The following is a 25,263-nucleotide window of genomic DNA, read 5'->3' as shown; positions in this document are numbered from 1 at the left end:
CCGGCATCTGTCCTAACGGAGAATTTGGTTTGATGTTGCTTTGCCTGCGAATTGAAAACTTTGCCCTAATTGACCAACTGGAATTGGAATTTGACGCGGGACTAAATGTATTGACAGGTGAAACCGGCGCTGGAAAATCGATTATTTTGGATGCCATTGATGCCGCTTTGGGTGGCAAAGTCTCTAGTCGAGTGATTCGCACCGGGACAAGTCGGGCAATGGTAGAAGCTACTTTCACCTCAAACGCCCCCCTAGCAGCTTGGTTGAGTGAACAGGAAATAGATTTGCTTGATGAAAATTCTGTAGTCATTAGCCGCGAAATCACAGTCACTGCTAGTAATGTCCGCAGCCGATCGCGGGTGAATGGCGTGTTGGTAAATCGGCAGATCATGGGAGGAATGCGCGATCGCTTGGTGGAAATCACAGCCCAAGGTCAAACGGTACAAGTGGGACAATCTGCCCAAGTCCGCGACTGGCTAGATTTATATGGCGGCGACTCCTTGATGCAGCAACGTCATAAAGTTGCCACCAGCTTCAGTACTTACCAACAGGCGCATTTAGTATTAGAAAAACGCCGGACATCAGAACGGGAACGGTTGCAACAATTCGACTTGCTCACCTATCAAGTGCAAGAATTGGGAGCAGCCAATCTCAGCGAACCGAATGAATTGGAACAGTTAGGACAAGAACGGGAACGCCTAAATCACGTCGTCGATTTGCAACAGATGAGTTACAAAGTTTATCAGGCTTTGTATCAAAACGATAATGAAATCCCAGCCGCCGCAGATTTATTGGGAGACAGTGAGGCGACATTAAATCATATGGTGGAATACGACACCCAACTGCAACCCCTATTGGAATTGGTGCGGGACGCGCAAGCTGCGGTAATGGAAGTGGGAAGGCAGATTAATGCCTACGGGGATGGTTTAGAAGCCGATCCCCACAGGTTGGAAGAGGTGGAACTCCGCATTCAGGAATTAAAGCAAATTTGCCGCAAGTACGGGCCGACACTTACTGAAGCGATCGCTTATTACCAACGTATTCAAGAGGAATTAGCCCAACTTAACGACAGCGAGCAATCTATCGAAAATCTAGAACAGCAAGAAAAGGCGTGTTTTGAGAAACTCACCCAAGCAAGTAATCAGTTAACTCAACTGCGGAGTAAGGCGGCTGCTAATTTAGAATCACGTTTGATAGCTGAACTCAAGCCCCTAGCGATGGAAAAAGTGAAGTTTCAGGTTGAGATCGTACCAGCTTCCCCAACTGCCACCGGAGCAGATAAAATTACCTTTATGTTTAGTCCCAACCCTGGAGAACCACTACAACCTTTAACAGAAATTGCCTCTGGTGGGGAAATGAGCCGCTTTTTACTGGCTCTGAAAGCTTGTTTTTCTCAGGTTGATGTAGTTGGAACAATGGTATTTGATGAAATTGATGTCGGGGTTTCGGGAAGAGTAGCCCAAGCGATCGCGGAAAAGTTATACCAGCTAAGTCAACGCAACCAAGTATTATGTGTTACCCATCAACCTTTAGTTGCTGCCATGGCCGATCGCCATTTCCGCGTAGATAAGCAAACTATCAATCAAGGCAAGGGTAAAAAAACCAACAATGGAAATGCTGAACAGCGTACCGTTGTCAGAGTTAGTACCTTGGATAATTTAAGCACTCGCCGGGAAGAATTAGCGCAATTAGCTGGTGGTAAATCTGCAAGTGATGCGATCGCTTTTGCAGAATCTCTGTTATTACAAGCTGCTAATCATCGCCAAAAAATTAAAAATTAAAGATGAATCTACACCCCTGATACTTCTAGTAATGACTGACCAAGGTAATTTTCTTCAGCTTTGACACCAGGTAAAGCAAAGAAATATCCACCACCAATAGGGCGAATATACTCCTCCAAAGGTTCCCCAATTAGGCGATTTTGCACTGTCACAAATCCCTTCTCTAAATCAGCTTGAAAACACACAAACAATAAACCCATATCTAAATGTCCAGATTTGTCAAACCCGCGTGAATAATTGAAACCACGCCGCAGAATCAAACTCGACTCTGATTTGCGTGGATTAGCAAGGCGGATATGAGCATCGAGAGGAATTTGTTTACCTTTAGGGTCTTGATCATAATTGGGAGTATCTTTCTCGTACTTCATCGCTAAAGGTGCGCCAGAATCCTTAATGCGTCCAATAATTGTCTCTTGTTCCTGTAGTGGTGTGCGATCCCAGCGTTCGACTAAGTTGCGGATCACTCGCACTACTTGATAGCTTCCTCCCACTGTCCAAGCTGGTTCACCACTATTTGGCTGTACCCAGACAATCCGGTTCATCAATTTGTCGTCACTAGCATTTAGATTTGCTGTCCCATCTTTAAAACCAAGCAGGTTACGCACCGTAGATTTGCCTTGTTTTTTGTGGGTATTTGGTGGCAGAAACCCCGCTATTTGCCAACGCAAAGTGAGCAAGTCAGGTAAGTTCTTAATGATATCGCGTAAAGCGTGGAGATTCGATTCCTCAGTATTCGCACAAAATTGCAACAGTATATCCCCATGACATAAATCTGGGTCAAGCTGGTCATTGTGAAAATTAGCCATAGTATCTAACCGCTTGGGTTTCAAGTTGCCAAGTCCAAAGCGGTTGTCGAATAGTGAGTTACCCACAGCTAGGGTGATTGTCAAGTTATTGGGAGCGATTTCCGGGCCCATAATCCCCGAATCACTGGGGGGAAATTTGGGGTCGCGCGGCTTGGGTGTTCCCCCTGCCATGAGAAATTGGATGCGCTCAGTTAAAGTTTTGAACAACCGCACTAAATCTGCTTTATTTATAGCACTAGTATCAAATGATACAAATAGACCCGAAGCAGGAGTAGGGGTAAGAATACCTGCTTGGTGAAGCCCAAAGAACGGCACGACCTCTTCAGACGGGTCAAGAGGCGATCCCAGAAGAGTACGATAACCCAAAGTCGTCAAGGCTGCGATTCCACCTGCTGCTGCCATGCCGATTAACAAGTCACGACGGCCTAGCTTAGGAGTAATGCGTAAACTTGGTTGCTTTGTAATAGACATAATTTACTCGTCTAGGAATTCTTGATCAATTAGTTAACACCCAGAGTGCCGCGCAACTGAGACAAATCTTCAGAAAGAGCAGCGATCGCTGTTTTCATGTCTTTCTTGTCTGCTTCACTCACTTTGTCGTAGGTAGCAAAACCACCATCAGGGGTTTTGTATTTAGCAAGTTTTTGGTCAACTTTGGTGAAATTTGCATCCACACGCGCTAATAAATCTGGGTTGGCTTTTTGGATGACGGGGCGCAATAACTCTACAATCTTTTGGGAACCATCTACATTAGCGCTGAAGTCCCAGAGGTCAGTATGGCTGTAACGGTCTTCTTCCCCAGAAATTTTGGTAGCAGCTACTTCTTCAATCAAGCCAGCAGCACCGCCAACCATATTTTTGGGTTCAATGGTCAAGGTGGCAATGCGCTTTTGCAAGTCTAGTCCATCTTTTTGGAGCTTTTCGGCAAAAGGTTTCATGCCTTTTGTAGTTTTGTCCTGGAATAAAGCTTTCTCTATACGATGGTATCCAGTGAATGCTGGGTCAGCCTCTTTTTTAGCAAAGTCATCAGCACGGGAATCCATAGTTTTATCGAGATCGGAGAACAGTTCAGCTATCGGTTCTGCGCGTTCCCAATGGACATGAGTAGAGGGATAGAGTTTCTGAGCTTTCGCCACGTCTCCAGCAATCACAGCATCCGTGAAGGTCTTGGTGTCTGCCACTAGTTGGTCAGTTTCTTTAGTGACGTAGACTTTGTATTCGGCGATCGCACCGACTAATTGTCCTTGATCTACAGTCCCTTTGGCTTCAGAATTTCCTCCTCCTGCTTTGACAGTGAGTTTCCCTTTGGGATTGCTGCGTAAACCGCAAGCCATGTCATATTCACCCGGTTGTAGATTGGTTTTGAGTTTTTGAACGAAGCCAGGAGCAATATTTTCCTTTTCCTCAATCACTTTCACCCCAGACAAAATCTCCCACTCTAAAGGTTGGCTGCTTTTATTGGTAAGCACAAAGTTGTTTTCCCCAGATGCTAGTGTCAGCTGATTGGGTTCGCAACCTTTATCTGTCACAGTCAAAGCAGTTTCTGTAGAATTTTTAGTAGAGGTATCGCTGGCTACCTTAGCTTCTGGAGAATTATTCGTGGAAGTATCGCTTGATTTGTTGGATTCACAGGCAGCTATCAAGGCAATTAGACAGATAATTGTTGAGTACTTTAAAACATTTTTCATTCTTGTATTTTCCTAAAAATTATTCAAGTAGCTAAGAATGCCTTGCTGTAGCCTTCTGTCTGGCGTTATCCCCTAAGAAGAACAGCGACATGGTAGGAATTAGATAGCCAAAATAGGCGATCGCCTCACTGATAGTCGGGGTATCGTTATAGCCAAAAAATCCTGTCAAAAGTGAACCGAGAAACCCGTTTTTGGGAAGTACCCCACTAGCATCAAATATTACTGATTGTAATGAATTCCAGACTCCCGCTTCATGGAAAGCTCTCACCCCACTTGCTAAGAGTCCAGCAGCAACCACGATAATGAAGGCTCCTGTCCATTTAAAAAATCGCCTCAAGTTGATGCGGATACCACCCTGATAGATGCCTACACCGACGGCTAGGGCGGCTGCATATCCAAACAATGCCCCCACAGGAGCTTGAATTCCCAAATTTTGCTGAAACGTGGCCAGCAAAAACACTACTGTTTCCAAACCTTCCCGCAGTACTGCAAAGAATGCCATCCCCACCAGCGCTAGTCCCCATTTATCACCCGACTGAATCGCAGTTTCAATTTGAGACTGTAACTCACCTTTAATCGAACGAGCAGCACGGCGCATCCAGAAAACCATCCAGGTGAGAACCCCAACTGCGACGATGGAAATTACCGCTTCAAATAGTTCTTGTTGTTTTTGGGGAAACTCCTGACTGGTTATTTGCAAAATAATCCCAGCCGCTAGACAAATCAAACTCGCCAGTGCGATGCCAATCCAGACTGACTTCATCAAATGGGTACGTCCAGTTTGCTTGAGATAACTGGCAATAATCCCCACGACAAGTGCAGCTTCAACGCCCTCTCGGAACATGATCAAGAAGGGAAAAAGCATGGATAACCTTATTAGTTATAATTACTATCAAATCATCATGAAAATAATAACTTACTTGAGAACATTTGTATATAACTGCAAGTTAAAAATCTCTAAAATCCTGGAAGAATAAATTTTCTATTTAAATGACAGTCTGTCAAAAAAATATTGCCGACTGTAAATTATTACTCACTGAGACTACGTAAATAAATAAAACAACTCTTGCAACGCATTGCTAGAGTGTCAGTCCAATAGAAGGAGTTGATGTAAAATATAGAATATGGGTGTTGTTTAAATTGAACATTTAGCTTTCCGTTTTGATGCGATCGCTAAAAATAAGATTATGACTTACGCACTGAAGCCCGAAACTTTGCTCACACACACGTTAAAGCTATGTTCAGGGACATCCTCTTAGAAGAGTACCAACTGTAAGTGTATTGTCTCTATTGATTTCTACATCCGTGTAAATATAGCCCGTAATGATTTTCCATCCCGGTAAAATTTCGCCTGCAACCCTTAAGAACGTGGATTAAATATAAATGCAAAAGTTCATCCTCTATCTTGCTTCCCTCTCCAATATATCGGAGAGGGATTGAGGGTGAGGTAAGTCGGTGACATAAATTGTATGTTATTTAATTCTTATTCCTTAATTCAATCCCACGACTTCGTTGTTCACCAACCTGAATGGAAAAGTCTGGGGTACGCCGAGTCTAGTATCATCTGTCGTAACATTAGAGCGAGTCAGGTTGAAAAGAGCAAGCGTTGCCGAAAGTCTGTCATTGACATCTGCCTTAACCCCAACTTCATACTGAGTACCGCGCTCCGGTTGGAACTGTTTACCTTCAAAGCTAGTTCCCCCTACTGGAGTAAATGACTATTTGCTGTGCCACTGTCTGCCACTCGTTACCTTTTGCCAAAATAGTGTCAATCTAGAGCCAAAGAACGATTTTCATTTATCTTTGCGTTCGTGCTATTAGTAGCAAAAACTGTAGTTATTCAAATGCACGCTATTTGAATTAAAGATTTTGGTAAAAAATAGGTTTGCCACTCCCCTTCTCCAGACACTGTTTGAGGTATGCGAGCAATCTGCTTCTTGAAGTTTTAAAAGTAGCATTATTTGTTATGTCCATTTGTCAAGCCCGATTTATACCAATTTAAATGATTTTTATCGGCAAATTTTAGTAGTCAAAGTATCTAAAGATTTGACACAAGCATCTAAAAATTTTTCATTGTAAAAATAAGTTAATTTTTATATATTTATTGACATAACGACTATTAATTACAGGTTTGTTTGAGTCAGTAAATTTCATCAAAACGCTCTGTAATTGAGTCTAAAAAGCTCAATATTAGCAATTAAAAAAACAAAAAAAAGCTACCAAGTAAGCTAAATCATGCTTTCTGGAAATTTATTAATGAAGCAAAATTTATATCCTAATAGGAGGATTAAATCTAATGGCATCTGATGCAAATTCTGTTTTTGGTAACTCCCTTGGTGGTACTCAGCCTAGCAATCTCAGCGATCCGTTCGCACCTGGAGGCGCTTTTGGCATCCCAACGGCTAACAGCTTCGACTTTGATAAGTATGGTATTCCAAAAGAAGGCAGCTTTGACCCTACTAAGTATGGTATTCCGAAAGAAGGCAGCTTTGACCCTACTAAATATGGTATTCCAAAAGAAGGCAGCTTTAATTTGGGTAGCTCTGTGATCCCAACGTCTAACAGCTTTGACCCTACTAAGTATGGAATTCCAAATGAAGGCAGCTTAAATATTGGTAGTCCAACTAATGGCAGTATACCAAATCTTGGTGCTAGTAACAGTCCTTTCCCGATTGCTTAGTGCCAATTGCATAACTTTCAAGGCAATTGAAGTTAGACATTATCCCAAAAATCTGGGTTTTTCTACCTTTTAATTACGCGATGTGCTACTTTCGCTAAACAAAAATTCTACCCTATGCAAAAGCTACGATATTCTGATTGTTATCTCTTGCTGGGGTGGAATTTTTGTTATCTATGTAAGATTTTATAGAAGCTATAACTTAATCATCTGATACTACGATTTTCCTTTTTATATTGAAACAATTCTGTCTTTTGAAGGGGTTTTTTGGTACGTTACGGACTCCGTTATAACACAACGCCAGTCCGCTAAAGTCGGGAAACCCGCCCACGCGGCTGGCTTCCCTATGTATACTTAGATTTTTTCAAAAATTAAATCGGATTGCTATAGAATGCAATTTATATATAGGACTTACGCAAAAATTGCCAACTTCGCTTAATTTATCGAACCGCCAAGACGAGGCAGTGCGTTGGGCGGCTCTGCCGACTTGAAGCAACTGCCGTGCCAAGAACGCCAAGAATCGTAGAGTGTGCGTAAGTACTAATATAAATAGATAAGCACTTCTATTTATACTCCTGCAAAGCCCCTAACTTCCGAATTCCCGGCCAAATCATAGCTGTAGCAATCACTACTACAATTGTGCCAATTCCACCACCCACAACCGAAATCACGGGGCCAAACAATGCAGCAGTCAAGCCTGACTCAAAGCCCCCTAACTCATTCGAGGCACTAATAAACACGCTATTAATAGCAGCAACCCGACCACGCAAATGATCTGGAGTTCTGATTTGAACTAATGTATGGCGAATCACAACGCTAATACTATCCAGTGCGCCACCAAGAGTCAGCATTAACATAGACAGCCAAAAGGAACGAGAAAGCCCAAAGATAATTGTTACAACCCCAAAGCCAACCACTGACCACAATAAGGCTGGGCCTGCTTTACGTAACGGTGGTAAATACGCGAGGGTAATCGCCATAGTCAAAGCACCGATGGAGTGGCCTGCCTGTAAGTATCCCAACTCCACTGGCCCCACATGTAAAATATCTTTGGCAAAGATGGGTAGCAGGGCGATCGCACCACCCAACAATACAGCAAACATATCCAATGTGATCGCTGCTAAAATCAACTGATTCTGCCAGACAAATTTAGCACCAGATGACAGGGCTTTGAATGAGATTGGCTCAGTTGTGCGGATGACTTTTTGCTCTTTAATTGGTACTGTTAAAATAAAACACAGTAACGCGGCGATCGCTGCTAGCACATATACGCCTGTAGCCCTTCCTAGCAAAGCGATGCCGAATCCCCCTAAGGTAGGGCCAATCACAGCGGCTAACTGAAAGCTACTACTATTCCATGTAGCTGCATTCGTAAATACACTGACAGGTATCAACTGCCACATCAGAGCATCACTAGCAGGTCTAGAGAACGCCCTAGCGACACCTGTTAATACCAAGCAGGCGTAAATTAGAAAAATTGTACCTTGAGTATAGGAAAGTACTGCTAAAGCCAGCGAGCAGAGAGCTAGCAACATTACTGACAGTAACATCGTGAGTTTGCGTTCGCGGCGATCGGCCACATCTCCGGCAATTAAGGTGAGAGCAATCATCGGCAAGACTTGCGCTAATCCCACACCACCCAAAATGATAGCTGAGTTAGTCCGCTCATAGAGTTCCCAGCCGATAGCTACAGTTTGCATTTGCGACCCTATGGACAGCACCAGCCGTCCAATGGTAAATAGCCGATAGTCTCGAAACTTCAGGGCTGCAAAGGGATCGTGCTGTACAACCTCAGATTTATGGGGATTTGAGTTCTGTTTTCTCGAAGACATTTTTTAGTAGAGTTAAGCCTTCTTCAATGTTGGAAATTTGTTCTTCTGTAAGACCTTTCAGGAGATCGGTAATATGAGCACGAGTTTGATCTTGAGATTGCTTGAGATGGTGTTTTCCATCTTCAGTCAAATTGAGCAGCACCCGCCGCCGCTCTTGAGGATGAGCGATGCGTTGCACAAAGTCGCGTTGTACCAAGCGTTCTATGGTTGCTGATGCTGTGGCAGAGGTGACACCTAAATGCTCTGCCAAATCAGATAATGAAGCACCAGGATTGCGGTTGATAAATGCTAGCGATCGCAACTGAGGTATAGATAAAAAGGCGGCACTATGGGCACGCATATCCGCTCGGATAAACCGCATCATTAATGGAACTGTGTCCATTACCCTAGCGGCACATTCTTCGGAAGTTGTACCTTGAGTAGGTTTATCCAAGGTCATGGGCTTGTTGTTCTCCTGATTACATCACCACCTGTGGATTAAGTTTTCCACTAATGATGGCTAAGATTATTAGTGTTAATAAGAGAATTGTACAATCCTGACCAAAGTCATAGATGCTAGTACCGCAAGGCGGAAGTCAAAAGTCAAAAGCCAAAAGTCAAAAGTATTACGGAATGGGCTTTTTAGGGTTTTTAAATGGTTGCTCTATTTACACCGTGTTGTACTAGTGCCATTGGGGATTACATTGCTACCCGTGGATAAAGTCGTCCACCGATGATTGCCAAGACTGTTACTGTTAATAAGAGAATTGCCAAATCCCAACCAAAGCCATAGACGCTGATTCCATCCACTAACATTGTGCTGCGTAAGGCGTCAACCTCATAAGTTAAGGGATTTAAGTGGGAAAGAAACTTTAACCAGTCGGGCATCATTGAGATTGGATAAATAGCATTGCTGGCAAAGAATAACGGCATAGTTAACATTTGTCCAATTCCGGTCATCCGCTCTCTGGTTTTTGCCAAACAGCCAATAATTAATGAAAAAAGACAAAAGCAAGCCGCCCCCAGCATTACTATCAGTAGCACTTGTAGAAAAGCTAGAGGATGGAGATTTAATTTTACACGTAAGACAAAAGACAATACATAAATTACTACTACCTGTGATAAACACCGTACCCCACATGCTAGAGCTTTGCCCAAGACCATTGCTAGACGGGGTGTAGGACTAGCAAGGAATTTATGGACAATTCCTAAATCTCGCTCCCAAATTAGTGTCATTCCACCGGTGAAAATGGCCACATTCAACACGCTTTGAGCGAGAATGCCAGCAGCCATGAAGTCTAAATATGGTAAGTTCCCTGTCGGAATTTCCCGGAGTTTGGAGAACACTTGCCCAAAAATTAGCAACCATAATGACGGTTGCACTGATCTGACTACTAAATCAGTGGGATCGTGGCGGAGTTTACGCACTTCCAATTCAGCGATCGCCAGAGTTTTCGTAATTAGCTCTTTAATTGCAGAGATGATATTTACTCGGCGAATAGGTGGTGTTTTAACCCAACCGTTGAGCAGTACGTCTGGTTCTTGCTGTGTCACGGTAATTGACTCCTGATGTTAACTGGTCGCCTGTATAGTAAATAAAGACATCATCCAAAGTTGCGTTAGGCTTATCTAAAGAGGCTTTTAAATCGCTTGGTGCGCCTGTAATTACGACTTCACCTTGTCGCATAATCGCCACTCGGTTACATAAGCTGTCCGCTTCTTCTAAAAAGTGGGTTGTTAAAAATATAGTTGTGCCGTAATCAGCACAGAGTTGTAGCACAAGTTGCCATACTTGAGTTCGAGCGATCGGATCTAGTCCAACAGTCGGCTCATCTAGAAACAAAATTTTGGGTTGATGCAGAACTGATACGCCGATTTCCAGCTTACGAATCATCCCACCAGAGTAGTTTCGTACCAAGCGCTTCGCCGCATCTTGCAAACCCATGTATTCTAGAATTTCATAGATGCGGCGATCGCGTCCTTTGGCAGGTATTCCATACAGCTTGGCAAAGATTAAGAGATTTTCGTAACCCGTGAGGCTACCATCAGCAGAAAGCGCCTGGGGGACATAGCCGATAGCCCGTCTCACCGGATCAGATTGGTGAGTCACATCATAGCCAGCCAGAGTTGCTTTTCCTGCACTGATAGGCAGTAAAGTTGTCAACATCTTAATAACTGTACTTTTACCTGCCCCATTGGGGCCAAGTAAGCCAAATACTTCACCCTGTTCCACAGATATGCTCAGGTTATTAACAGCCGTTAACCTGCCAAAACGGCGTGTAAGTCCCTGAGTTTCCAAAATCAACGGTTTTGGTTCGCTAGGAGGTTCTAACCGATTTATTTTTCCCGTCAGTATTGTCACAAGTTTGATGCACCAGCATTAATTAGTTAAACTAACTATTAGTTTCTCAATATATTTGTTTGAAGTCAATAGATTTCTAGCGGAAATTTGAATCTGAGTAAAAATAAACACAGTAGAGTGGCAGTGAAGTTATTCATGGGCGAAGTATCACTGACAGCGATCACAGTCTACCCATCGTCAGCAATTTTACTGTGGCTAATGGCTATAAAGGTTAATTATGCTTTATTTTTCTGGGTGATGAAAATGAAGGATAGTTTTTTTACTGGGAAATTCTTACAAGTGCCATATGTAATAACTTAAACCTCGTACAAGTTTAAACCTATAGTTTTTATAGTATTGCCTGAAAAGCTTATATATCTAAGGCTATAGCAGTCCTAAATCATATGTTAAAACTTCTTTTTCTTTTCTTGGCGCTCTTGGCGGCTTGGCGGTTCGTTCATTTTCACAACTCATTTAAGATTATTTATATATACTTCAACAGGCTGTTGAAAAAGCTACAGTTTCCAAAATTGACGTGATTTAATATAACAGTATTAATAATTCTGATTATGGCGATCGTTGTTTCCCTTAGCCCAGAATTAGAACTACGATCCCCAATCCCATTAGATATCTCCAAAAATTAATTATGCATTGCATGAAATCCTTGATAGCAGATGAAGCCCTCTCTCCATTCAAAAGTACACAAGCAACATTTCTCGTTGACTCACTCAATGATTTTAAAGGAACACTTATTCAGCAGCGTGCAGTGATTCTGGCTGAACCGAATAAAATTCCCATTAAAATCAATATGCGAGTGATGCATTCTGATGGAACAATTATTGAGTATGTTGAGTTCGCTTGATTAATTTTTAGCCCAAAAAGGATCTGCTATGAAGGCTACAATTAGACTAGCTAATGAAAGTGATGCCTTAAAAATGTTGGCAATTTATGCGCCAGTTGTCCGAGAAACTTCGATTTCCTTTGAGATAGAACCTCCTAGTGAAACTGAATTTCAAGGGCGCATCAAGAACTATCAACAGCAAATGCCTTGGCTAGTGTGTCAAATTAACGGTGAGCTTCTAGGTTATGCCTATGCTACTCCTTACCGGACTCGTGCCGCTTACCAATGGTCTGTGGAATCATCCGTGTACGTAAATGTTGAGCATCGCAGAAAAGGAGTTGCTAAAGCCTTGTATAGTTCCCTTTTTCAGTTACTTCAACTCCAAGGATTTTACAACGTTTTTGCCGCGATCGCTTTACCTAATCCAGCAAGTGTAGCTGTGCATGAGGCTGTCGGTTTTTCACCTGTAGGTGTATTTTGCAGAGTTGGGTATAAATTTAGTGAGTGGCATGATGTCGGGTGGTGGCAACTATCTCTGCAACAAGAGCAACCCCTACCTCTAAATCCACCTCTTTCTTTACTAGAACTTAAAAAATTGTCTCTGTGGGATGAAGCCTTAAGAAGTGGACTCTTGCTACTTCGAGTTTAAATTAGCTTCTTGCCATTATAGATTCTGACAGACTAACTTTTGAAGTACTTTTGGAATTCAGAAAAGTTTTTAAATTTAATTCAAAGATAGGATTACCAAAATTTCGAGTATTCCTGAGTAAAGCAACTTTGTTAAGGTTAACGCTGAGATTGGTCATACTACAAAATATTTAGGTTGGGGTGATTTTTATCCAAATTAGGAATTACGAATTATTCACTTTGCCTTGCCAAACAATTTCCTTAACTTTGATTTCTTTCGGGATCAATTTAATTTTGTAGAAGGTATCTGCAACCTCTTGTTGTTTAGTGATTACTTCATCTGTGAGCGGAAGTACATCATACTTACGCCGCTTTTCTGCTATTTCCAACACAGGAGCATCTATACCCAAAGCAGGAGAAAGCAATTTAGCAACTTCACCAGGATTATTCTTTGCCCAATTGCTGACTTTTTTTACCTTATCTAGAACTATTTTCAAGGCATCCGGCTTGGCATCAACAAAAGATTTTGCAGCCAGATAATAACCACGATTGGGAGCTAATCCCGTCGCGTCTGTTAAAGTACGTGCGCCTGTTGCTGCTTCTGCTACGGCTAAGTAAGGGTCCCAAATTGCCCAGGCATCAACCTTTTTTCTTTCAAAGACAGCACGAGCATCGGCGGGAGTGAGAGTTACTCGTTGGATGTCACTGTAGTTTACCCCTGCCTTTTCCAGTGCTTTCACCAATAGGTAGTTAGCATTAGAACCTTTGGCAAAAGCAATTTTTTTGCCCTTGAGTTCAGCCACACTTTTAATAGGTGAATCCTTGGGCACCAGGATGGCTTCAGCCTTGGGACTCCAAGGATCGTAGGCAACATAAACCAAAGGAACACCCCCAGCTTGAGCAAATATAGGTGGTGATTCTCCGGTATAGCCAAAATCAATACTGCCTGAATTCAATGCCTCTAGGAGTGGAGGGCCAGCCGGAAATTCCGACCAAGTTACGGAAGATCCTGAAGCTGCAAAAGCTTTCTCTAATTCCCCTTTCGCCTTCAGTGCATAAAGGACAGTTGACGCTTTCTGATAACCTATGTGAACTGTAGTGCCGCTAGCTGCTGGGCTGGGGCTAGTTGTCTCTTGTGTGGCATTGTTGCTTGCGCTTGGAGAACAAGCAGAGACAGCCAAAGTTAAACTAAATCCCACTGCAAACAGTAGGGAAAAGGTGCGGATTCTTTGTTGTTGCAACCTTTGGAGGAAGGCAAAACCCATACCCAACAGTTGGGTTAAAGAGAACTTATTCAACATCATCACTCTGCTTTCAGGATAAATTAATATCAGACTTCAGCAAACCTACGGCATAACTCCGGCAAGTTTATTGATTTACCGTATGATTAGAGAATGATAAAAATATCACATAGTTAAGGTAAAAAAGCAAGTTTATTCGCTGAATAAAAAATTTTCCTCAAAGCTATGGCTGTTGGTGTCAAATCTAAACTCAATCGGATCACAAAGTAGGCGATGACAGATAATATTCTTCAACAACAGATTGAGTACTATCGCGCTAGAGCCAACGAATATGATCAGTGGTTCTATAGGATAGGACGCTACGATCGCGGTATCGAAAACAATCAGCGCTGGTTTAATGAAGTAGCTGTTATTAAAAATACATTACACCAAATTGGCGTAGTGGATGATATTTTAGAGTTAGCATGTGGAACAGGTATCTGGACGCAGGAGCTTTTAAGTATCGGTAAAAAAATTACTGCGATCGATGCCTCTGAAGAAGTGATTGCAATTAATCGCTCTAAGTTATTTTCACTTAGTGTTGAATATCACTTAATTGATTTATTTGCATGGCAACCTGATACTGAATATGATTTGGTGTTCTTTGCCTTTTGGCTGTCTCATGTGCCACCAAAATTACTCGATTCATTTTTGACGAAAGTTTATCAATCTGTTCGCGTTGGTGGACAAGTATTTATCATTGATTCTTCTTTTGAACCGACATCAACGGCTAACAATCATATTCTTGAAGACGATGGAAACATATATAAAACCCGTAAGTTAAATAATGGTCAAGAATTCCAGATTTTTAAAGTTTTTTATCAGCCAGATAAACTTAAGGATAAGCTAAAAAAAGCAGGTTTTCAGGCTGAGGTGAAGGTGACAGATAACTATTTTATTTATGCACAGGGGAAAAAGGTTTAGCAGATGCCCAGAGACTTGTGACACACTCCTGAGAGGATGTTTCAGAAGTATCAAATATTTGCTGATCCCCCTACTCCCCACGCCAGTCGCTCGACTTGGGGAAACCTCAGACGCTCTTTACAAGATCAGAGGCGAACGCGGACTCTTTGGCGCAGCCTCTGGTAGGGTATCGTCTCACGCCACTTGACGCCAGTCCGCTCAAGTCGCCAGATCCGCACTTGGGGACAAGACCGCATTTGCTCCCCATAAGCAAGTGGCGTGGATTTAGAGGGATCTCTAAGCATTTTGTGTATGCAAAAAATTTTCAGACATCCTCTAAAGCTAAGTACTGATGCTTGAGCATGTATATATATTGGTAATAGCTATACAGATGACTTCTGTGGAGCTAAAGGTGTAGAAATGAAATGTATTTTGATTGACAGTGAACAACGTGATCAAGAGCTAGGTAAACAGAGAGTTAAAGACCTTTTTCAAATTGAAGATAAGCTATTTACAATCTTAGTAAACTATGATTGCCGAGTAAGCAAAATAAAATACACTAGCTGCCTAATAGACAGTTTGCAATGCAAATTATTAAAGTATTAACCAGAGTCTATCTAAGTCCGATAGACTTGGATGAGGCGATCGCTTTCTATGAAAACCTTTTTACAGAAAAATGTTGGTTGTGGTTTCAATATTCCGAGGCGGAGTTGGAACTCGCAGGTGTGGGTTCTATTCTTTTAATTGCTGGTTCAGATGAAACACTCTCTCCATTCAAAAGTACACACGCAACATTTCTCGTTGACTCCCTCAATGATTTTAAAGAAGTACTTATTCAGCAGGGTGCAGTGATTCTGGCAGAACCTAACAATGTTCCCACTGGAGTTAATATGCGAGCGATGCATCCTGATGGAACCATTATTGAGTATGTTGAGTTTGGATAATTAATTTTTAGCCCAAAAAGGATTTGCTGTGAAGGCTGCAATCAGATTGGCTAATCAAAATCATCCAACAGCGCTATAGATAGCAATCCTAAATCATTCGTGAGAGATAAAATCGCTGAAATGCCTATAAATACGTACTTTTAATCTCCGTATTTTCTCACGTTTCAAATCGGATTGCTATAATCCAAGAAGTAATAAAGCTTATACAGTAAGCTTTTTAGGTTTTTTCAACTGGATAGTTATTTCTACTGTGCTGCATTAGTCGCTTGCTGTATTTTGGGAGATAAAGGCTACTCAAAAATTCTTAGCGAATTTTCCGGAATCGATAACAGCGGGGTGGTATCACTTATTAGAGCATCGATATTATACTGAACCTCTATAACTAACCTTCGGGGAATATAGCCCCATTGTTTCCGCTCAAAAGCTCGGTCTTCATGACCGGGCTTTTGATGTTTATACCAAGTTGCAGTCGAGCAATTCCGCGTTATACCAATTTGCACCGGGAAGACCAAAGATTACAGGCTCAGAAAAATGTTAAAGATTAGGTGATTCCGCTATGATTAGCAAAGTTTTAGCGAATAGGATTTATGGATAACGATTTACTGGCTTTCTTTGCAGCTGCTGGGTTACTTATTGTCTATCTCATCTTTTCTGCATTGACTGAAATGGGAACTAAACTACCTTGGAAGAAATAACCTGATGACGGTATAAAGTTACTAAAATCAAAAATTTGCAAATTGAATGGGCTGGAATAGCTAAAAAGTTTACACTTCTAAAAGCCTGCGACTTTATTCGTGGGGAATGCGTTACAGAAAGTTAGAATAAAATGTCATTTATGGAACCTTCTGGAACTCTTGCTGGTTTAGATATTCTGGTAGTTGAGGATGATAATGATACTCGCTTTTTCATCACTACTGTGTTGGAAATGGATGGAGCAAAAGTTATACCAGTAATATCAGCAGATGCGGCACGCAAAGTGTTATCCGAATTGCAGCCCGATGTTTTAATTTCTGATATTGGGTTACCTGGGGAGGATGGCTACACTTTCATCCGCAAATTTCGTGCGCTCAAACCAAAGAATGGTGGACGAGTCCCGGCTATTGCTTTAACAGCCTATACTGATACTGAGGCTCGTATTCGTGCCTTGGAAGGTGGCTTTGACACTCATGTATGTAAACCGATTGATCCAGAAGAACTAGTTGAGATAGTGGCAAGCTTGGTTGCTTGTTGTAATTGGTAACGATTTTACTCAGCTTGATTAACCGGACATAATACAAGTGTGGAGTATCAGCTTTGCTTTAATTATCAAACAATGTTAGCGCGATGCCTACGGCGGGCTACGCCTACGCCTTTTATCAGGTGCGTTACGAAGACAGTTAACACACCTAATTAACCCAAAACTACTTAGGCAAAACCTGCCGTAGTGCTGCTAAAAGTTAGTTAACACTTTCCTTACGACTATTAAAGCCCATCAATCCCACGCGCCAAACTCTACCAGTGAGTTCGCCAAGACCACCGCCAATTTCAATATTATGTTCATTGAGTAACTGCCGAGCGATCGCTTTCCCATCTACCCCTGTTGGAATGCGGACAGTAGTAAGCGTTGACAGTCTATACTCTTGCTCAACGTGCATTTTTTTGGCTGACGCTGGGCGTAGCTTGTTTCCCTACCGACTAAGGGAAGCTGCTTCTGTATAGCCGAGTCAGCATGTTGGGTGACTTCATAGACTTGTACTCCTTCGGGTTCTCCAAAGGCTATCAATTGAAGTACAATTTCTAATCTCTATCACTTGGTGCAAGATATTTGTGAACCTGAATTTATTTAAAAACTTTGACTCCCGACCCCGACTGATCATTGCTATCGGACTCGCTGTATTCGTTTTAGTAATCGTTCCGCCTTGGCTGCGCTTACCCACTCGCATTCTCTGCGCTTGGAACTCCGGTGCTGAATTTTTCTTAGCCTTAACGTGGTGGAAAATGAACAAGGCTACGCCAGAAAAAATTCGCCGTTATGCTGAGAATGAATATGAAGGACATTTGGCTATATTCATGCTGGTGATATGTGCAGCTAGTGCGAGTGTTTTAGCCATTGGGTTTTTACTAAATGATAAAAAAGGGTTGTCAACAATTCTGCTTACCCTACATGTCATACTTGCAATTATGACCCTTCTCGCTTCCTGGTTACTAGTGCATACGATGTTTGCAGTACAATATGCACACAGCTATTACAAATATATTAATCGTAATAATAGTGAAGAAATCACCAGAGGATTAGATTTTCCTCATAACGACTGTCCAGACTATTGGGAATTTTTATATTATTCTTTTGTAGTTGGCATGACTAGTCAAGTTTCAGATGTGCAGACGACATCACCTGAGATGAGGCGCTTGACTTTGTTACATAGCATATTCTCCTTCTTTTTCAATACCACCATTGTATCTATGACTATTAATATCATTGCATCGCTGATTTAAAAATTGCTTGACTCCGCCAAAAGGATGATTATTTAGTTCTCTACCTACAGAAAGAAGAAATTATATTGCCAATTTTTTAAGATTGTTTGATATTAAGCTATAACCGTAAGCAACGCTAAAGCAGTATCAAGCACTGCTACTGCATACTTGGGTGTGTCCTGGCTTGGGTAATTGTATTCCGCCGCTCAATCCAATCTCCGTCTGCGCCTTTAATGCTGGAAACACCGGACAAGGCGCTTGTTCTTGTAAATTATCCGGTTTACTCCAAGTAAAGGGGGCTTTCTGTGCTGACATCCACGCTAGACGCTTTGCTCGTGTCATCACAACGTGGAGTAAACGGTACTCCTTGATTATTTAACTTTTGTTAATGGCGCTGACTTTGGGATCTAAAGCAATTTGCGAACCAGATTTATTGACATGGTAAGTCCAAAATTGCCCTTTAACCTTGACAATCACTTCCCAGCCCTCAACGGGGTCGTACTGCTGGGTACAGATTTCACCAAAGTTAAATTGGCAGGGATTTCCAAAGGTTTTTGGTGTAGCTTGAGTAATTTTTAAATCAGCAATTAGTACCCTAGAACGGTTTGAAGCATCGCTCAAAATTGTATATGCGATCGCCTTCGGCAATATCTGTAAAGCGCTCACCTTGGGATCTAAAACGATTTGTTTTCCAGATTTATCTACATGGTAAGTCCACAAATCTTGCCGGACTCTGACAACTACTTCCCAGCCCTCAATGGGGTTGTATTCCCTGGTGCAAATTTCTCCAAAATTGAACAGACAGGGATTGCTAAAGGTTTTCGATATCACTTGGGTAATCTGTAATTCCCTTTTAGCTACGCCGGAACGCTTGAACGCATCCCGTAAAATTCTATTGGCGATCGCTCTCGGCAAATTGTTTGATTGCGCCTGTAGTCTTTGGGACAATTGAGTGGTGTTTGTGTTCACAACAGCCGCAGCAGAATTGTTCTGGGTGAGTCCCAATCCACAAGATAGCAAGCTCGTCAACGCCAGCGTCAATACAACTCCTCTGGGCAACTGGAGGGTGCTTTTAATTACAACAGATATTTTGATCAAAGATTTCATAGATACCTTGAAAATTTAACGGATAATATTACTAACTACAGACAATACTTCATTTGACGCTACACTTTTAATTGTTCAAGTATTTTCATCAAGCTTATTTGGTCATTACCGCTAAATTTGCCACACATTCAGGAAACTGGCGCTTTAATGCTGGAAAAACCGGACAAGGCGCTTGTTCTTGTAAATTCTCCGGTTTACTCCAAGTAAAGGGGGCTTTCTGCGCCGCAGACATCCATAACAAAACCTTTGCTCGTGTCATCGCAACGTAGAGTAAACGGTACTCCTCAGATATTTTCAAATGCTTTGCTTGTTCCCATGCTTGCGTAACATCTGGTATGGTAGATTCACCGTGGAGAGCAGCACGAATTTGAGCGCGGGCTACTTCTGATAAAGTAAAATCCCCTAAAAACTGGCTTTGAGGAGGAACCCAAAATCTCCCAGGAATCAAGTTTTCGTGGAGAAAGGGAAGAAACACATAGTCCCAATCCAGCCCTTTGGCTTTGTGCATCGTAATAATAGTCAGTTGACCGCAACGAGTATAACGTTCTTCCGAATCCTCGGTTTCCACTGGTTCAAACCGTTCGGAACTGACGATTTCACTTAAAGCTGACAGCATTCCCCCCATCGAACTATTACCAGCTATCTGCTGGTTTACCCGTTCTGCGAGTTTGTCAGCAGTTGCCAATTCTGCTTGATCGTAATTTAAGGTCAAGGCAAGAAAGGAAATTAGCTGATACAGGGGTAATTCTAACCGAGCGCGGAGTAAACTGCGACACAAGCGAGCGGCTTTTTGGATTGTTTCTGACTGGGGTGCTGCTAGGGGGCCAGGATACAAAAATTCTTCTGGGAGACTAGCAAGGGCATTGAGGTCTTGGGTAGGAATTAACTGGCGCTGTACTAATGCTTCTAGTGCGGCTTTGAGGTAATCAGGGGAGTGGGGGCGATCGCAAAATTGCAGTAATGCTAAAATCTCTTGGGGGACATGGGAACGGCGATCGCGTTCTCCCACATCATAAAGTGTAATATTATGCTCTTTGCATATAGGTGTTAGAGCCTCTGCTAACCATCGTCCTTGGCGATTTTCTCGCACTAAAATCGCGGCACTAGTTTTTGTTGGATCTTCACCAAATAACTCAATCACTCTTTGAGATAACAATTCAACGGTGTGATGAATGTCACGCGGGGTATAAAGTTCCAGTCCTCGTCCTACTGGTGCTGGGTTGGCTCCCTTTTGGGGATCACCAACTTCAACAAGGCGAATTGTCTGCAAGCGAAATGGTACTTGTCGGTTGTCAGGAGTCTGTTGTCCGTTGTTCGTTTTTGCTAAGGATTGATTATTGATCCATTTCAGGGCAAAGTTAGCAGCTTCAATGATAATTCTAGTACTACGTCCAGCTTGATCCATCGTTGCCAATCGTTCGATGCGATCGCACTCTTCGCAAAATTGCCGAAAATAAATCGGATCGGCTGGGGTGAAGGTGGAGTTAATCGCTTGGTTGGGGTCGCCAACTCGTACTAGATTGAGTGAGGAGTGAGGAGTGAGGAGTGAGGAGTTATCCCTGTTGTCCCCATCACTCGCCAAAATTTCTAACAGCTGCGTCTGTAGGGGGCTAGAATCTTGGGCTTCGTCTTCAAAGACGGCGAATACTTGGTTTTGCTCGATGCGACGGGCACTGTCGTTTTCTAAAACGCGCAGTGCAGCTAAAATCATATCGTCGTAGTCGATGAAATCACGCGATCGCATTAAGTTTTGATATTGCTCATACAATCCCGCCGCTACGCTCAAAATTGTATATTCGTCTGTGGTTTGTTTACTCCACTCCCGCAATAATTCTGGCGATATCCCAGAACTTTTTGCTTCATGAATTACTGTATTAGCCAATTCCGGTAATACTTCTGTTCGCAGTACTGATTGGCGACGCAACCTTTCTGTCTCTTCTCCGTCAAATTGATGACCTTCTAATAACCGCAAGTATATTCCGGGATTATTCGCAATCCATTGTTCTACGGCTGTGCGGATAAAGCGGTGACTTTGGGTTGGTGTAATTAATGTGACATTTTCTAATTGCAAACCCGATAAATCAGAATGACGACTGGCAATGTTCAACGCTAGACCATGTAGGGTATAGACAAAAAAGCCCATTTGAGGTAAGGATAATTCTTTTAAGTCTTTGCGGATCTTCGCTTTAATATTGGCAGCAGCTGAACGAGTAAAAGTAACAACTACCAAGTGACGGCGAGAGGATGAACGTTCATACTGACGGGCGATCGCGATCGCCGCCGCCGCCGCCATCCCAGTAGATTTGCCTGCACCAGGAACGGCAGAAATAGCTAAAGGGCCAGATTGCCAGTCAGCCATTTGTTGTTGTCCAGGGCGTAGACCGTTGCGGATTGCTAGAATCTTCTCCCGCAGGTTAGGAAGAGGCGATCGCTCAGACAATTCTGAGTCAAGTAATTCTTGAACAACAGGAATAGTAAATTTAGAGTCGGACATATAAAATTTGAGATTTGAGATTTTGGATTTAATTCAAAAATCACATACATAAATAATTTTAGGTGATTATTAATCTCAAATTACTAAATTGTTGATAGTAGTTTGTCTAGTTTTATTGGATTAGTAAGTAATTTCGTAGTTAAAGTTCAGTGATTATTTTTTAACTACTAAAGTGCTTACTACAACCCTGAAAAAAACTTTGTAAATATTCGATTACAGTAATTCATCAGGGAAAACATTTTCCAAAAGCTTGAAGTAAACGTAACGAGCCTCGAACGCGGATCTTCCTCCTGATTAGCGCCCAAACAATATTCTGTTCCTTAGCTAGAAACTGAAGCCAGGTGTGGCTGTCGGCAGAAATGTGAATATTGGCTGTTCCAATATGACTATTTTCCACCTGAATTGTCTTATCTTTAATTATGACTGTCGCCTGACATTGTTCCTTTCCAGTGAATGTGAAGTGGTAAATAGCATCCAGTCCTACTGATTGATTCCTTTGAAATACCAGAGGCAACCCGGAAAGAAACCCTTGAATAGAATTAGGGCGAAGGCTGTTGCTAACTTGCTTAACTTTTTTGTGTGGAAATCTTCTCGCTACGTAGTCTTGGGCATCGGAACCTGGAACAACATAAATAGTTTCTTCTTTATCTTGTAAGGGTCGAACTACTTCTTTAACAAAGCCTTTCTTATTTCTCAAAAATTGACCAATTACATCTTCCCCTGCTGGACAAGCAGCTACACAATAAGCTGCTTTATAGTTTGATTTGAAAGCAAGACTTTGCCACATCGACGCTGATTCCGAATCATTCACTTTTTGACGGTATTCATGGGCACTTTTACTTTCGGCAATATCTTCTACCCAATCGGTGAATCCTCCCAAAAACTCTCGATAATTGTGAGTGTAACAAGCTGAAAAGTTAAAATGTCCATCACCACCAATAGCTCCCACCGGACAAGCTACTACACATAATTTGCACTCCAGGCAGGGGTTATAGTCAATTGGTCTGTTATATTTAGTTACTTCAGCTTCGATCAAAATCGTCCCTAGTAAAATAAAGTTGCCAAACTTGGGATGAATAACGTTGCGGTGAATCCCCATGTGACCTAAACCTGCGGCTACAGCTACAGGTTTGTGGGAAACAACCCAAATTTTCCCTGGAAAGCGATCCATTTCCATTGGAAAACTCATTGCTGGATTTAAAGCTCGAATTCCTTTTTGTTCAAGGGTAGCAACAATCTCATGAGCAATTTGGTTGACTTCATCGCCTGTAGTGTGAAATTCTACGTTAGCTAGCGATCGCTCTGAACTACGGACATTCTCCCGATTCATGCGACACACAAAACTAACTAGTGTCTTCGTTGGTGGAAAAGCTACCAGAATATCCTGGCGTTGAGCAGCAATCTCTGGGCGATCGATCTCTACAAAGCCAACATCATCCGCTCCTAGCTCCAAGCACAGGCTACGTAGCCAATCAGCATCTAAAGGAGAAGCGATCGTGGAATCGTTGATAGCGCTTTGCTCGCGATACTGTCTGACAGTTGGATGATCGTCAAATTTAGACATATAGGTTTCCTAATTAAGAGATACGTGTATATACACTCTTCTGACAAAAAAATTAGCCTTTACGCAGCAAAGATACAGTATCGGACAAACCTGATAACAAAGTACTCCATCGTTCTTGCCCTAATTGTTCTAATACACGAGTTTGGGCTACCTCCCATAGAGGTAAAGCTTTGGCCAAAGCGGCTTGTCCTTTATCTGTTAAAGCGATCGCCCGCATCCGTCGATCCTGTCCTGGCTGAATCCGGAGCAATCCCTGCTTTTCTAGTGGTTTGAGGTTACGTGTCAAAGTGGTTCGATCCATAACTAATTCTTGAGCTAGGCGCGTGATTGTTACTGAGCCAGTTAAGTTGATTGCAGTCAGCAAGCTGAATTGGTTAGCCAAAACCCCGCTTGGTTGCAAAATCTCATCAAAAAGTTGTGTAACTGTGCGAGATGCTTTGCGGAGATTAAAACAGGTACAGGTAGCTGCAACTTTTTTGAGTAGAGCTAATTGAGTAGTTTGGTCTTGCATGAAATAAGTGTATATACACTTATCTATCCTGTCAAGCACTAAGACGACGATCTAAGCGTTTCTGCTAGAAATAGAATTAATAATCCTCGGACTTATATAGGACTTACGCACACTCTACGATTCTTGGCGTTCTTGGCGTCTTGGCGGTTCGATAAATTAAGCTTTTTGGCAATTTTTGCGTAAGTCCTATTATAGAACAAATTTTGCTTGGCTCATTTGTTCTATAAGTCGGAGGATTATTAAGGAATCTCAAAACGAAATGTCAAGCGATGCCTAATGTGGGTTGCACCTATGCAACTTCACCTGAAAATTGATTATAGGCACAAAGCAGATCCAATCTATTGCCCGTTATAAAAACCAGAAATACCGGGACAACTCGTACAGTTGAAAATGACATTTAGACTAGCTCTTTGACGTTTTACCGTTCTTCCACAGTTGATTCACTAAAGATAGCTACGTACAACCATCCTGCTACAATAGCCCCCAAAATAGGAGCTATCCAGAACAGCCAAACTTGGGAAAAAAGTTCTACACCGGCAAATAGAGCAACTCCAGTACTACGAGCAGGATTAACCGAGGTATTGGTTACAGGAATGCTGATTAGGTGAATCAAGGTGAGTCCAAAACCAATTGTCAGTGGTGCAAATCCTTTAGGAGCGCGGCTATCAGTCACACCCAGAATAATCAGCAGAAACATGAAAGTCATCACAACTTCAGTAATCAGGCAAGCAAACAGCGTGTAACCACCTGGAGAATGAGTACCATAGCCGTTGGTAGCCAGTGGGTTGAAGCCAGTCAGCGTAAATCCAGTTTTGCCGCTAGCAATCAGGTAGATAATGCCCCCAGCAACAACTGCGCCAATCACTTGAGAGAGGATGTAAGGTAGTAAGTCAGACCCCGGAAAGCGCTTACCTGCCCATAGTCCAAACGAAACAGCGGGGTTGAAATGACCACCAGAAATATGACCAAAAGCATAAGCCCCAGTGAGGACAGTAAGCCCAAATGCCAGGGATACACCTACTAATCCAATACCCAATGGAAAAGAAGTATTCTCGCTGATTTTTGCAGCATCTTCTGTGTAGGCGGCGGCTAGAACAGCACTACCACAGCCACCTAAGACAAGCCAGAATGTACCGATAAATTCGGCCAAACAACGTTTCGTGAGAGACATTTTCGGAAAACTCCTTGTTCAGCTACAAACGAGTAATGGCTATGTTGAATAATGCTTGAGTCATTCCTGTCAACAGGAAATCCATTGCGTTTGTTTCGTTATGAAACTAAATCGAAGAAATAGGAATTTGTTTTTTCCTTAATAATTGTGGTGAGAAAATATCAAGATACTGGAAAAGCTAAAATTCCCAAAAAATGCTTAATTTATTAAGAATTTTGCTCTTATGATATAGAACTCATATTTTATTTTTGAAATATCCGTAG

Annotated in this window: 22 protein-coding genes and 3 pseudogenes; 8 read left to right on the top strand and 17 right to left on the bottom strand. The window is 42.2% G+C overall.

What is annotated here, in order from left to right; all coding sequences use genetic code 11:
- Positions 1–32 precede the first annotated feature (32 nt).
- Complete coding sequence (recN, locus tag V7K35_RS01470) at positions 33–1,781, top strand: DNA repair protein RecN (RefSeq protein WP_335075805.1); 1,749 nt, start codon at positions 33–35, stop codon at positions 1,779–1,781.
- A gap of 8 nt (positions 1,782–1,789) precedes the next feature.
- Here the strand turns inward: recN and efeB are convergent, their stop codons facing one another.
- The 4 genes and pseudogenes from efeB to V7K35_RS01450 all read right to left on the bottom strand — a co-directional run.
- Positions 1,790–3,058, bottom strand: coding sequence for an iron uptake transporter deferrochelatase/peroxidase subunit (gene efeB, locus V7K35_RS01465; protein ID WP_335075773.1), 1,269 nt, complete (start codon positions 3,056–3,058; stop codon positions 1,790–1,792).
- 29 nt (positions 3,059–3,087) lie between these two features.
- Positions 3,088–4,275 carry an iron uptake system protein EfeO gene (gene efeO / locus V7K35_RS01460; RefSeq protein ID WP_335075771.1) on the bottom strand — a complete coding sequence of 396 codons (1,188 nt, stop codon included), beginning with the start codon at positions 4,273–4,275 and terminating at the stop codon, positions 3,088–3,090.
- A 31-nt stretch (positions 4,276–4,306) separates the two neighbouring features.
- Complete coding sequence (efeU, locus tag V7K35_RS01455; RefSeq protein ID WP_335075769.1) at positions 4,307–5,140, bottom strand: iron uptake transporter permease EfeU; 834 nt, start codon at positions 5,138–5,140, stop codon at positions 4,307–4,309.
- Between the two features lie 629 nt (positions 5,141–5,769).
- A pseudogene (locus V7K35_RS01450) lies at positions 5,770–5,993 on the bottom strand (TonB-dependent receptor domain-containing protein); the annotation flags it as partial.
- Between the two features lie 578 nt (positions 5,994–6,571).
- On the opposite strand from V7K35_RS01450, the gene V7K35_RS01445 reads away from it, so the two are divergent.
- Positions 6,572–6,955 carry a hypothetical protein gene (locus V7K35_RS01445; protein WP_335075767.1) on the top strand — a complete coding sequence of 128 codons (384 nt, stop codon included), beginning with the start codon at positions 6,572–6,574 and terminating at the stop codon, positions 6,953–6,955.
- A gap of 560 nt (positions 6,956–7,515) precedes the next feature.
- Here the strand turns inward: V7K35_RS01445 and V7K35_RS01440 are convergent.
- The 4 genes from V7K35_RS01440 to V7K35_RS01420 all read right to left on the bottom strand — a co-directional run bounded on the left by V7K35_RS01440 (position 7,516) and on the right by V7K35_RS01420 (position 11,125).
- Positions 7,516–8,784 (bottom strand): MFS transporter, encoded by a 1,269-nt coding sequence (locus tag V7K35_RS01440; RefSeq protein ID WP_335075765.1) that lies wholly within the window; start codon positions 8,782–8,784, stop codon positions 7,516–7,518.
- Complete coding sequence (locus V7K35_RS01435) at positions 8,750–9,223, bottom strand: MarR family winged helix-turn-helix transcriptional regulator (RefSeq protein ID WP_334871600.1); 474 nt, start codon at positions 9,221–9,223, stop codon at positions 8,750–8,752. Before V7K35_RS01435 ends, V7K35_RS01440 begins: the two co-directional genes overlap by 35 nt.
- Before the next feature lie 239 nt (positions 9,224–9,462).
- Entirely contained in the window at positions 9,463–10,317 is an 855-nt protein-coding gene (locus V7K35_RS01425) for an ABC transporter permease (protein ID WP_335075763.1), read from the bottom strand.
- Positions 10,274–11,125, bottom strand: coding sequence for an ABC transporter ATP-binding protein (locus V7K35_RS01420; protein ID WP_335075761.1), 852 nt, complete (start codon positions 11,123–11,125; stop codon positions 10,274–10,276). Before V7K35_RS01420 ends, V7K35_RS01425 begins: the two co-directional genes overlap by 44 nt.
- Positions 11,126–11,759: 634 nt before the next feature.
- Here V7K35_RS01420 and V7K35_RS01415 point away from each other — a divergent pair.
- A complete protein-coding gene (locus V7K35_RS01415) occupies positions 11,760–11,966 on the top strand; it encodes a hypothetical protein (RefSeq protein WP_335075760.1) in 207 nt (68 codons plus the stop codon).
- 28 nt (positions 11,967–11,994) lie between these two features.
- Complete coding sequence (locus V7K35_RS01410; protein WP_335075758.1) at positions 11,995–12,594, top strand: arsinothricin resistance N-acetyltransferase ArsN1 family B; 600 nt, start codon at positions 11,995–11,997, stop codon at positions 12,592–12,594.
- A 202-nt stretch (positions 12,595–12,796) separates the two neighbouring features.
- Here the strand turns inward: V7K35_RS01410 and V7K35_RS01405 are convergent, their stop codons facing one another.
- Entirely contained in the window at positions 12,797–13,873 is a 1,077-nt protein-coding gene (locus V7K35_RS01405; RefSeq protein WP_335075803.1) for a sulfonate ABC transporter substrate-binding protein, read from the bottom strand.
- A 213-nt stretch (positions 13,874–14,086) separates the two neighbouring features.
- Between V7K35_RS01405 and V7K35_RS01400 the strand changes: the two genes are divergently transcribed.
- On the top strand, positions 14,087–14,776 hold the full coding sequence (locus V7K35_RS01400; protein ID WP_335075756.1) for a class I SAM-dependent methyltransferase: 690 nt from the start codon (positions 14,087–14,089) through the stop codon (positions 14,774–14,776).
- Between the two features lie 125 nt (positions 14,777–14,901).
- Here V7K35_RS01400 and V7K35_RS01395 read toward each other — a convergent pair whose 3' ends face one another.
- On the bottom strand, positions 14,902–15,060 hold the full coding sequence (locus V7K35_RS01395) for a hypothetical protein (protein ID WP_335075754.1): 159 nt from the start codon (positions 15,058–15,060) through the stop codon (positions 14,902–14,904).
- A gap of 279 nt (positions 15,061–15,339) precedes the next feature.
- On the opposite strand from V7K35_RS01395, the gene V7K35_RS01390 reads away from it, so the two are divergent.
- Both V7K35_RS01390 and V7K35_RS01385 read left to right on the top strand, forming a co-directional pair.
- On the top strand, positions 15,340–15,699 hold the full coding sequence (locus V7K35_RS01390) for a VOC family protein (RefSeq protein ID WP_334797237.1): 360 nt from the start codon (positions 15,340–15,342) through the stop codon (positions 15,697–15,699).
- An 835-nt stretch (positions 15,700–16,534) separates the two neighbouring features.
- On the top strand, positions 16,535–16,939 hold the full coding sequence (locus tag V7K35_RS01385; protein ID WP_334797252.1) for a response regulator: 405 nt from the start codon (positions 16,535–16,537) through the stop codon (positions 16,937–16,939).
- Between the two features lie 196 nt (positions 16,940–17,135).
- Here the strand turns inward: V7K35_RS01385 and V7K35_RS01380 are convergent.
- A pseudogene (locus V7K35_RS01380) lies at positions 17,136–17,333 on the bottom strand (alanine--glyoxylate aminotransferase family protein); the annotation flags it as partial.
- A gap of 172 nt (positions 17,334–17,505) precedes the next feature.
- On the opposite strand from V7K35_RS01380, the gene V7K35_RS01375 reads away from it, so the two are divergent.
- Positions 17,506–18,174, top strand: coding sequence for a DUF1345 domain-containing protein (locus tag V7K35_RS01375; RefSeq protein ID WP_335075752.1), 669 nt, complete (start codon positions 17,506–17,508; stop codon positions 18,172–18,174).
- A gap of 126 nt (positions 18,175–18,300) precedes the next feature.
- On the opposite strand, the pseudogene V7K35_RS01370 reads toward V7K35_RS01375, so the two are convergent.
- The 6 genes and pseudogenes from V7K35_RS01370 to aqpZ all read right to left on the bottom strand — a co-directional run.
- Positions 18,301–18,522, bottom strand: a pseudogene (locus tag V7K35_RS01370) (hypothetical protein); the annotation flags it as partial.
- A 6-nt stretch (positions 18,523–18,528) separates the two neighbouring features.
- Positions 18,529–19,260: a hypothetical protein gene (locus V7K35_RS01365; protein WP_335075748.1), complete on the bottom strand. Its 732-nt coding sequence runs from the start codon at positions 19,258–19,260 to the stop codon at positions 18,529–18,531.
- A gap of 94 nt (positions 19,261–19,354) precedes the next feature.
- Positions 19,355–21,754, bottom strand: a complete 2,400-nt coding sequence (locus tag V7K35_RS01360) for an ATP-dependent helicase (protein WP_335075746.1) — start codon at positions 21,752–21,754, stop codon at positions 19,355–19,357.
- A 226-nt stretch (positions 21,755–21,980) separates the two neighbouring features.
- The gene (locus tag V7K35_RS01355) at positions 21,981–23,318 is read right to left on the bottom strand and encodes an SCP2 sterol-binding domain-containing protein (protein ID WP_335075744.1); all 1,338 of its coding nucleotides are present in this window, start codon (positions 23,316–23,318) and stop codon (positions 21,981–21,983) included.
- A 52-nt stretch (positions 23,319–23,370) separates the two neighbouring features.
- Entirely contained in the window at positions 23,371–23,829 is a 459-nt protein-coding gene (locus tag V7K35_RS01350; protein WP_335075742.1) for a MarR family winged helix-turn-helix transcriptional regulator, read from the bottom strand.
- A 418-nt stretch (positions 23,830–24,247) separates the two neighbouring features.
- Positions 24,248–25,000 (bottom strand): aquaporin Z, encoded by a 753-nt coding sequence (aqpZ, locus tag V7K35_RS01345; RefSeq protein ID WP_335075740.1) that lies wholly within the window; start codon positions 24,998–25,000, stop codon positions 24,248–24,250.
- Between the last annotated feature and the right edge of the window lie 263 nt (positions 25,001–25,263).

Origin of the sequence: Nostoc sp., assembly GCF_036917275.1 — a bacterium.
In the GTDB taxonomy this organism is placed as follows: domain Bacteria; phylum Cyanobacteriota; class Cyanobacteriia; order Cyanobacteriales; family Nostocaceae; genus Nostoc.
Note: the sequence above shows the minus strand (reverse complement) of the source record. Positions and strands in the feature narration are given on the sequence as shown.